The organism is Streptomyces sp. NPDC001020, from assembly GCF_053599115.1.
Genome location: NZ_JBSFLQ010000101.1, coordinates 1 through 1,313, shown reverse-complemented (window position 1 = coordinate 1,313; position 1,313 = coordinate 1). Strand labels below are relative to the sequence as shown.

Sequence of the window (1,313 nt, the reverse complement as noted above, 5' to 3'; positions counted from 1 at the left end):
CTTGAGTTCTAGTGGTCGTCGCAACACCCCAGCTCAAGGGGTGCGATGGAGTTCGAGATCCGCAAGGACAGACGCGGCGGGGGCGGTCGTCGGCTGACGCGTGAGCGGGAGGTATATCTCCAGCTCATGCGTCAGGGGTACAGCAGCAGAGAAGCCTGCCGGGTCGTCGGGATCAACCTGCGAACCGGCAAGCGGTGGCGCAACGGCCACCACTCGCCGACCTACGGGAAGCCGAAGCCTCCTATCACCGCGGAGGCTTCGGCTTCCGGCCCGTCGCGCTACCTCCGGGAAGAGGACCGCATCCACATCGCCGACCGGCTCCGTGAGAAGGCATCGGTCCGGCAGATCGCGCGCGAGCTGGGCCGCAGCCCTTCGACCATCAGCCGGGAGATACGCCGCAACGGCATGCCGCTACGCGGGGACGCCTCCCGCTGGGCCTACCGGCCGCACGCCGCCCACCGCCGCGCTGAGCAGCGCCGCCCGCGGCCCAAGGTCGGCAAGATCGGCCAGAACCCCGAGCTGCGGGACTTCATCCAGCATCACCTGTCTCTACGCTGGAGCCCTGAGCAGATCTGCCAGGCTCTTCGTGCCCGTTTTCCCCACCGGCCGGAGATGCACGTGGTCCACGAGACGATCTACCAGGCCCTCTACGTCCAGGGCCGCGGTGAACTGCGCCGCGAGCTGACCCGCGCTCTGCGGACCGGACGGGCGATGCGCCGGCCGCACCGGCAGTCCTACAAGCGCCAGCCCCGCGCGATCAGGGACATGGTGATGATCAGCGAGCGGCCCGCAGAGGCCGCCGACCGGGCCGTCCCCGGGCACTGGGAGGGCGATCTGATCATCGGCAAGGAAGGGAAGTCGGCGATCGCCACGCTCGTCGAGCGCCACACCCGCTACGTGCTGCTGGCACCGCTGCCCAAGGACCACAGCGCAGCCAGTACCCGGGACGCCCTGGTCGAGGCCGTCCAGTCGCTTCCCCCGCACCTGAAGCGGTCCCTGACCTGGGACCAGGGCTCGGAGATGGCCGCCCACAAGGCGTTCACCCTCGCCACCGACATCCCGGTCTTCTTCTGCGATCCAGCCAGTCCTTGGCAGCGCGGCTCGAACGAGAACACGAACGGCCTGCTGCGGCAGTACTTCCCCAAGGGCACCGACCTGTCCCAGCACAGCCGCGAGCACCTGGCCGCGGTCGCCGCCGAACTCAACGGACGCCCACGCAAAACGCTCGGCTGGGAAACCCCAGCCGAGCGCCTCGCTAAGCTCCTGGCCACAGCCAGTTGATCACCTGTGTTGCAACGACCCCTGGAATTCGC

Annotated in this window: 1 protein-coding gene; it reads left to right on the top strand. The window is 68.8% G+C overall.

Going from position 1 to position 1,313, the window contains the following annotated elements:
• Positions 1 to 45: 45 nt before the first annotated feature.
• A complete protein-coding gene (locus ACWDEX_RS37175; RefSeq protein WP_450469108.1) occupies positions 46 to 1,281 on the top strand; it encodes an IS30 family transposase in 1,236 nt (411 codons plus the stop codon).
• Positions 1,282 to 1,313 lie beyond the last annotated feature (32 nt).

Excerpts from the sequence above, each read along its gene's own strand:
- ACWDEX_RS37175 (WP_450469108.1), top strand. The coding sequence starts at position 46 with ATGGAGTTCGAGATCCGCAAGGACAGACGCGGCGGGGGCGGTCGTCGG.